The sequence below is a fragment of the Mesorhizobium sp. WSM4807 genome, assembly GCF_055811615.1.
On the sequence record NZ_JBVVQY010000068.1, the window covers coordinates 1 to 7743 of the forward strand.

At 62.5% G+C, this 7743-nt stretch carries 7 protein-coding genes and 2 pseudogenes; 6 read left to right on the top strand and 3 right to left on the bottom strand.

Features of this window, described 5'->3' with window-relative positions:
• Positions 1-1238: 1238 nt before the first annotated feature.
• The gene (locus tag AC0L3N_RS33165) at positions 1239-1640 is read right to left on the bottom strand and encodes an aspartate/glutamate racemase family protein (RefSeq protein WP_473551843.1); all 402 of its coding nucleotides are present in this window, start codon (positions 1638-1640) and stop codon (positions 1239-1241) included.
• A 439-nt stretch (positions 1641-2079) separates the two neighbouring features.
• Positions 2080-3240 (bottom strand): M24 family metallopeptidase, encoded by a 1161-nt coding sequence (locus AC0L3N_RS33170; protein WP_473551844.1) that lies wholly within the window; start codon positions 3238-3240, stop codon positions 2080-2082.
• A 74-nt stretch (positions 3241-3314) separates the two neighbouring features.
• Here AC0L3N_RS33170 and AC0L3N_RS33175 point away from each other — a divergent pair, with 74 nt between their 5' ends.
• On the top strand, positions 3315-3500 hold the full coding sequence (locus AC0L3N_RS33175) for a hypothetical protein (protein WP_473551847.1): 186 nt from the start codon (positions 3315-3317) through the stop codon (positions 3498-3500).
• Between the two features lie 18 nt (positions 3501-3518).
• On the opposite strand, the gene AC0L3N_RS33180 is transcribed toward AC0L3N_RS33175, so the two are convergent.
• On the bottom strand, positions 3519-3872 hold the full coding sequence (locus tag AC0L3N_RS33180) for an oligopeptide/dipeptide ABC transporter ATP-binding protein (protein WP_473551849.1): 354 nt from the start codon (positions 3870-3872) through the stop codon (positions 3519-3521).
• A gap of 326 nt (positions 3873-4198) precedes the next feature.
• Here AC0L3N_RS33180 and AC0L3N_RS33185 point away from each other — a divergent pair, with 326 nt between their 5' ends.
• The 5 genes and pseudogenes from AC0L3N_RS33185 (at position 4199) to AC0L3N_RS33205 (ending at position 7641) form a co-directional block, all read left to right on the top strand.
• Entirely contained in the window at positions 4199-4384 is a 186-nt protein-coding gene (locus AC0L3N_RS33185; RefSeq protein WP_473551850.1) for a hypothetical protein, read from the top strand.
• Positions 4381-4707: pseudogene (gene tnpB, locus AC0L3N_RS33190) on the top strand (IS66 family insertion sequence element accessory protein TnpB); the annotation flags it as partial. The gene AC0L3N_RS33185 and the pseudogene tnpB, both read left to right, overlap by 4 nt.
• A gap of 103 nt (positions 4708-4810) precedes the next feature.
• Entirely contained in the window at positions 4811-5152 is a 342-nt protein-coding gene (locus tag AC0L3N_RS33195) for a transposase domain-containing protein (RefSeq protein WP_473551852.1), read from the top strand.
• Positions 5119-5852, top strand: a pseudogene (tnpC, locus tag AC0L3N_RS33200) (IS66 family transposase); the annotation flags it as partial. The gene AC0L3N_RS33195 and the pseudogene tnpC, both read left to right, overlap by 34 nt.
• 196 nt (positions 5853-6048) lie before the next feature.
• Positions 6049-7641: an IS66 family transposase gene (locus AC0L3N_RS33205; RefSeq protein WP_473551854.1), complete on the top strand. Its 1593-nt coding sequence runs from the start codon at positions 6049-6051 to the stop codon at positions 7639-7641.
• Positions 7642-7743: the final 102 nt, after the last annotated feature.

Genomic DNA, 7743 nt, shown 5'->3' on the forward strand with positions numbered 1-7743 from the left:
CGAAGCGGCCGCTCATGATCGCGTGAAACACCTGCTCACGATCAAATGAAATGAGCGCTCACCATCGCGTGAAATGGATGATGGGAACCTGGAGGGTAGCGGCATTCAGGAGGGAGCCGCCGCGGCTTTGGTGGCGTGTCGCCGGGCAGCAGTCCCCATTCAAGGGCCAGTATTCCAAGGGAGGCTGGGAGTGCCGATCCCATCGTTCCGAAACCTTGTTCAAGTGTAGTGGCGCTGCCGTTATCCGCAAGCCGCTGAAAGATTTAGCTCAAGTCGCGGGCTCCGGCAGCGTGCGCTGATCCCTCGGCCTTGACCGCCTCCAGTCTACGCGCCGGCAGCTCCAGATACCTATCTGGCTAGAATATGTGTGATCGACAACGCTTGGGCTGTTATGAGCGGTACCTTTTCGTTACTCGCCACCATTTCCGGTCGCCCTCTTCGACGGCCTTAAGCCGATGGCAAACCTTTCTCCATAGCTGCCGGGAACATTGCGGAACGGCGCGCCGGGCTTGCGGGCCGGAACCGGTACATAAGCCAGGGATCCCATTTCGTCTCGTCACGCCCGAAGCAGCGGGCGTGTTCATGGCAGAGCATAGCAATCCAGGAAGTTGGACGTAAATGGCTTCTGGATCCCCGCGTTCTACTGGCGAAGGGGATCGAAAACGTTGTCGTTGACCCGGCTTCGATTGCCGGCGATCGGAGCGTTGGCACAAAAGCTGCTGGTCGCCCCGTGGAAGTACGTGACCCTCGGGATTGTCATGGAAGGCTCCGATGAAAACAGCGTGACGGTGCCCGCAAACAGGATCTTTTGATGCCCCGGACCGATCAATCCCCGCGGATCCAGGTGGACGAACCGGAGTCCGATTAGGCTTTGAATGCCGGGCTCTAGTATGGCCTCCTCGTCCTCCTGAGCATGGCCGCAACGTCTGCGGAATGCTGGCGCAGCCGTTCATCCGGCGACCGTGGCGACCGTGTTTGGTTTGAACCATCGATGGAAATGCGCCGTGTCCTCCAATCTGGGTCAGACCTTGAGTGCCGAACGACATTGCGATGCTCAACAAAGCTCTTGTCCCACATTCCCCATGTTAATCGAACTGATAGGCCTCTGATTCAACCGAGCGGCTTGCCGTCGCCTCGACTGAAAACACCGCGCGGGTCCGAAATATCTGCGAACATCGCCTGCCGCCGCACATAAGGGAAGGCGGCGAACGCAGTGTGAGCCTCCTGACCACGCCAGATTAGGCGACGGCGGCAAGCGTCAGCCGACAGACGTCCGTGATGTCGTGGATGGGCAGCCCTGTGCTCCGGCGCATCGCGGGCGTTACATCTGGAAACGCTGTGCATTCGAACAGAAGCGCCGCGATTTCTGGATGCGCGGCGCGGAGTTGCGCCACGCAGGCAGCCACCTCTGCCTCAAGATCGGCGACTTCGGTCAGGATTGGAGGCCGCATTAACCAATCTTGCAGCAACTTGCCGCTTTCGATGCCGCCAATAACCACCCTCGCCCGATCGGCCGGATCGGCGACCCCGAGCAGATCGTAGCCGCAGTAAGTCGAGTCGGCGGTCACGACGGCAAGCTTAGCGGCACGGGGCAAATGGCGAAGCAACGTCGGAACGAGGAGAAGGCTCGACAGCGCCACAGGGACGTTTACCGATGCGGCGACTGCCTCCTGATGCCGTATAAAGAATCCGCAATTTGATGTTATCGCGACAGCGCCTCGCGCGACCAAGCGTCGAGCAGCTGCTACGCAAGCTGAATCAAGCGATGAGTCACCGCGAATAACGATATCTGCCCAAGCTCCCTCGACGGTTTCCGTTATGACAGGGCGGTCAAAGGTCGCCGGATCTGACATGGAGCCAGGCTCTGGCGGTGGCGGCGTACCCCCGGGAGGCAGCCCTTCCTCGAGCCTGAGGATGCCGAGGGCGTGGCGGCTTTGTGACGTCATGGATGAAGCTCCTATTCCAGTAGGCCTTGGAGATACTGCGGCCAACTGCTTTGCTGCTCGAGATCCCAGCCGACAACATGTCCAGACCGAGTTCTCTGCGCTCCAGTCGTTAAGTCAGTCCTTCGCCAAGGAATCACGCGCGATAGATCGTATTTGGTGTATGGTCGAGTCTTTCCGCGCCACGTTCCGTCACCACGACGTGCCCGCTGGTCCCAAACACGTGGCCGTTTTCGCTGAACAGAATGATCGGCAGGTGGAGGGTCATGCCGATCTCAAGGATGTCCTTCGCACCAGGTTCTAAGCTCAAGTCGCCGCGTTCCGTCCAATTGATGCCAGTTTGGTATCCGGTTCGGTGCCTAAATGGCTGCCGCCGTCCAGACTGCTCGATGACCTTACGGGCAGCGGCGTCCACTGAGCCTGCGCTTACACCCGCTTTGCTCACAGCGATTGCAGCGTCGAGAGCCTCTTCTGCCAAAGCGTGCAGAGCTTCGGTCTCGGGATGTCGACCAAGCACGGCGCACCGGACTAACCCTGCGACATACCCGTGCTTCGAGCCGCCGCATTCCATGAAGGCGGGCTCGTTCTTTATGATAGGATGGCGCGCGGGAAGGCCATGCGGCAGCTTCGTCCGCTCGCCAAAGAGCAACGCAAAGGGCGACAGAGGTTCTGCGCCAGCTGTTTCGACTTCCGCCCCGATAGCGTCGAACACTTCCGCTTCGGTGACGCCTTCCTTCAGCGAAGCCTGGAACGTGCGTACAGCCAGTTCAGTAGCCGCCATAGCGTCGCGCATAGCCTTGAGCTCCAGCTCGCTTTTCACGGCCGCTACAGATCCGACCAGCCGGCTCGCATCAGCGACCCTCATGTCGGGTAGCTGCGCTTGCAGCTCACTCACGTCAGCCGGTGCGAGGTTCAAACAGCCGAGCTCGAGGCCAATCCTCTGGCGATGCAGCGCAAATCGTCGAAGGACATCGGCGCAAACTGTGGCGAAATCGTCCTGCTGAGAATAGGTAATGATCTCTTCGATGCAGCTGTTCGCGCGAACAGATAGCTCGTCGTACGCCCGGACAACAAATATCGGCGCTCGGCCAGGTACGAGGATCAACGGAAAGGGCCTAAAGTAAGCACCGCGCCCATCGTACCCGGTGAGATACCTGAGATGGCCGTGCGCGGTGACCAAGAGTGCGTCGAGCCTGGCGCTCGATACTGCCTCAAGCACTTTCTGCTGCCGACGCTCGTACTCTGATCTCGGGAATGGAACACCGACTAGAGGAATCGTTGAGAACGTGGTGGCCATGCATCACCCCTATTGATCATAGTCGTCGTGCCGACTGATTGATTGAGCGAGCACATAAGCTGGACCCTGATCGTTTGGCAACGGTTGTCGTTTTATGGATACCTGATCAACTGTGCGCAATTCTTGCGCTGCCCTTGATTTTCGAAGCCTTCGCCGCACTGGCAGCGGGACCGGATGTCGCAGGGCACAGAGTCATTTTGGCCAAGGCAATAGCCATTATTTCGGGCGATGATTACCGCGCCGTGCTTGAGCACGTCTGAGAAGCGCAGGGTCGGCGTTCACTTCGCCAGCCAGCAGGCGGACATGTGCTGCGGTCCCACTTCGATGGCCGGCGGGTCCTCTTGCCGGCAGCGATCGAAGGCGACCGGGCAACGCGGATGAAACCGGCATCCCTTCGGCACGCGCGCGGCGCTTGGAGCCTCGCCTTGCAGGATGGGCAGTTCGCCGCGTTCTGCGTCGCGGCTGACCTGCGGCGTGGCGTTTCGCAGGGCAACAGTATACGGATGGCGGGGATTGAACGTGATCTCGTCGGCGCTGCCGATCTCGACCAGCCGCCCAAGATACAAGACCGCAATTCGGTCGGCGATCAACCAGGCAAGCGGCAGGTCATGGGTGATGAACAGCAGCGCCATTTCATGGGCTTCCCTGGGCGGGCGAGCCCAAGAATCTTTTGACTGGATGCCTGCCATGAGCATGAACTTCAGTTCTGAGCACCGCCAGCTCATGGACGCCGCCGATGATCTTATGTCTCGTTCCCACCAGCCAGGCCCAGACGTGCGGCATGAGTTGGCTCAAGTTGTGCCCTTCAGGCAACGCGATGCGGCGCGGCAATCATAGTGAGAGCCTCTCATCCAGATCGTCGCGCTATAGATACGCCTTATCGCCGCAGCAATTGTTCACCTGGCGTCGTGCAGCCCGAAGATCGGCGCAAGAGACGACGAGACCGGAATCGTTATTCGTGCCGGCGGTGGTGGCGGCACCGGCGTCAGCAAAGAAGTCTCCAACGAAGCAGTGGAAACGGAAAGCGGCCCCCGATGCCGGGGTGATCGAGCTCGAGATCGACGGCATCGCCATGCGGGTCGGCCGCGGCGCTGACGCCAAGACGGTGGCGGCGGTCATCCCCGCGCTGAAGGCGACGTCGTGATCGGGCCGACAGGAGCGGTCAAGGTCATGATGGCGACGAAGCCGGTGGACTTCCGCAAGGGTGCGGAGGGTCTCGCCGCGCTGGTGCGCGACCAGATGGGAGCCGATCCGTTCTGCGGCATCGTCTATGTCTTTCGGGCCAAGCGCACCGACCGGATCAAGTTGATCTTCTGGGATGGCACCGGCGTATGTCTCTATGCGAAGCGGCTGGAAGACGGCGAGTTCCGCTGGCCGAAGGTGCAGGACGGGGTGATGCGGCTGACGGCAGCGCTATTGTCGGCGCTGCTCGAAGGGCTGGATTGGCGGCGGGCCATGAGGCACGCCGGACCCGGGTTCCGGTCCAGGCCGGCTGACCCGCGACGAAGTGAATCAGCCTGGATCCGGTGTCGCTCGGTAGCGGCGAATATGGTCTGATCCGGTCATGGCGATGACAGCTGACCAGCTTCCCAACGATCCGGACGCGCTGAAGGCAATGGTGCTGGCGCCCGACATCGAGAACGCCCGCCTGATCCAGATCATCAAGGAATTGCAGCGTCACCGCTCCGACCGAAGAGCTGAGACGCTCCCCGAGGATCAGTTGCTGCTGGGGCTCGAGGAGGCCGAGCAGATCGAGGCGGCCGGCGAGGAAGAGCAGGAACAGGCCACCTTCGCCACGCGCGTGCTGCGAAGCGGCGAGCAAACCGCGGCTCTCTGCCTGCCCATCTTCCTCGCGTGGAGATGGTCGTCGACATCGAGCGTCCGGTGCACGAGCGGCTGCTTGCGCGATTGAAGTCCTCGCCGAAACTCTTCGCCGACGAGACGACCGCGCCGGTGCTCGATCCGGGCCGCGGCAAGACGAAGACAGGCCAACTCTGGGCCTATGCCCGCGATGACCGGCCATGGGAGGGGAGCGACCCACCTGGCGTCGCCTATGTCTATGCGCCCGACCGCAAGGCCGAACGCCCCATTCGCTCCTCGACGGCTTCGGCGGCATCCTGCAGGTCGACGGCTACGGCGGCTATCGTGTGCTCGCCGAGAAGTGCGGCGTGGCGCTCGCCTTCTGCTGGGCGCATGTTCGTCGGCGCTTTCATGAACTGGCAGCAGTCGGTCCCGCGCCGATTGCCAGCGAGGCGCTCCGGCGCATCGCCGAACTCTATAAGATCGAGGACGGTATCCGTGGCCGGTCGGCCGATGATCGTCGCGCGATGCGTCAGGAAAATAGCCGCGCTATCGTTGCCGATCTCGAACCCTGGCTGCGCGAGAGAAGCTCGGCCTGACAGAAGACCAAGCTCGCTGATGCGATCCGCTACACGCTCACGCGCTGGGAAGGCCTCTCGCGCTTCCTCGATGACGGCCGCATCGAGATCGACAGCAACACGGTCGAACGCTCAATCCGTCCGATCGCGCTTAACCGCAAGAACGCGCTCTTCGCCGGTTCCGACGGCGGTGCCGAACACTGGGCAGTCATCGCGTCGCTGATCGAAACCTGCCTATGCCGCGCACGGCATAGGGCCGTTTATGCCGCGCGCCGAACTATGCCGAGCGGGCGCGTTTCCTCCCACGTTTTTCATGACTTAGCCGCTGCAGGAGTAAGAGGGGCAAAAGTCGTGGCGAGGGCTGCGTCAGATTGACTCAGGTTGGGGCCTCGAGATTCCCGACGGGCAGCCTTTCTGATTCATTGCGGCCATGTCACCGCCTGCGGACATTGAGTCGCTGTCGAATGCCGATCTGAAGGCGCTGGTGATCCAGCTGCTGGGTCGGGTGGCGGAGTTGGAGCGGACGGTTGCGCAGCAGAGTGACGAGATCGCACGGCTGAAGGGCGGCAAGGGTCGGCCGGACATCAAGCCCAGCACGCCGAGTGGCATGGAGAAGGCGGGCGGGCGTGCGGCCGGCAAGCCGGGCGATGGCCAGCGTCGCGGCCGGGGAGCCAAGAACGCCAAGCTGGTGATCAACGAAGAGCGGGTCGTAACGCCCGGGTCGGTGCCGCCCGGCTCGCGCTTCAAGGGCTACACGGACTTCTTGGTGCAGGATCTGGTGCTGCGCCCGCATGTGATCCGTTTTCGCTGCGAGCGCTGGTTGCGGCCGGACGGAACAACGCTGACGGCGCCGCTGCCGGCCAGCCTTTCGGGCCATTTCGGGCCGGGGCTGCAGCGCTTCATGTTGGCACTCTACCATCAGGGCCAGGTCACCATGCCGCGCCTTTTGGAACTGTTGCGCGGGCTCGGCATGGCGATCTCCAAGCGGCAGCTCGTGCGCCTGCTGATTGCCGACAAGGAGCCGTTCCTGGCCGAGGCCCGCGACGTGCTGCGCGCCGGCCTTGCCAGCGCCTGGATCAGCGTCGACGACACCGGCGCCTGCCATCAGGGCAGGAACGCGACCTGCACCCAGATCGGCAACGAGCACTTCGCCTGGTTCGCCACCACAGGCTCCAAGAGCCGCCTCAACTTCCTGGAGTTGCTGCGCGCTGGCCACACCGACTATGTGGTCAACGCCGCGGCGCTGGCCTACATGCGCAACCGCGCCTTGCCCCAGCATGCCATCGCCCGTCTGGCCGAGCATCCCGACAAGCACTTCGCCGACGCGCACGCCTGGGCGCGCCACCTCGAGCGCCTCGGCTTCCACGACCTCAAGCACAGCCTCGACCCGTCGCGGCTGGCCACCGAGGGCGCGCTGTGGGGCGCCATCAGGGCCCATGGCCTGCTGCCCGACACCGTCGTGCTGAGCGACGATGCCGGCCAGTTCGAGGTCGCACGCCATGCCCTGTGCTGGGTCCATGCCGAGCGCCTGGTCCACAAGCTCGACACCTTCTGTGATCCGCACCGCAAGGCCCAAAGGCACGTCCGATCGCTGATCTGGCGGTTCTACGGCGATCTCAAAGCCTACAAGCGACAGCCCTCACGCCGCCGCAAGGCCCAGATGCTGGCGCGCTTCGACGGCATCTTCAAACGCCGCACCGGCTTTGCCACGCTCGATCGATTGCTGGCCAGACTTCATGCCAACAAGGCCGAGTTGCTCACCGTCCTCGATCGGCCCGAGATCCCGCTTCATACAAATGGCTCCGAGAACGATATCCGCTGCCAAGTGATCCGGCGCAAGATTTCGGGCGGCACCCGCTCGCAGGCAGGGCGCGCCTGCCGCGATGCCTTCCTCGGCCTCAGCAAGACCTGCCAAAAGCTCCGGTTCTCATTCTGGGATTATCTCGGCGCTCGCCTCGAAATCACCGGCGCTCCTCACCTCCCATACCTGCCCAACATCGTCAGCAGCCGCTCCGCAGCTTGACCGCCACGACTTTTGCCCCTCTTACCTGCAGGATCGGCATAGATTAGGGTCTCTCCGTCGCGATTGGCGCGAAGGAGAGGACACATGAACGCAAGTGACTAT

What these genes read in the sequence shown, in the direction of transcription:
- AC0L3N_RS33170 (WP_473551844.1), bottom strand. Translation starts at nt 3,240, where the DNA reads ATGGCCACCACGTTCTCAACGATTCCTCTAGTCGGTGTTCCATTCCCG.
- AC0L3N_RS33180 (WP_473551849.1), bottom strand. Translation starts at nt 3,872, where the DNA reads ATGGCGCTGCTGTTCATCACCCATGACCTGCCGCTTGCCTGGTTGATC.
- AC0L3N_RS33195 (WP_473551852.1), top strand. Translation starts at nt 4,811, where the DNA reads ATGACAGCTGACCAGCTTCCCAACGATCCGGACGCGCTGAAGGCAATG.
- AC0L3N_RS33205 (WP_473551854.1), top strand. Translation starts at nt 6,049, where the DNA reads ATGTCACCGCCTGCGGACATTGAGTCGCTGTCGAATGCCGATCTGAAG.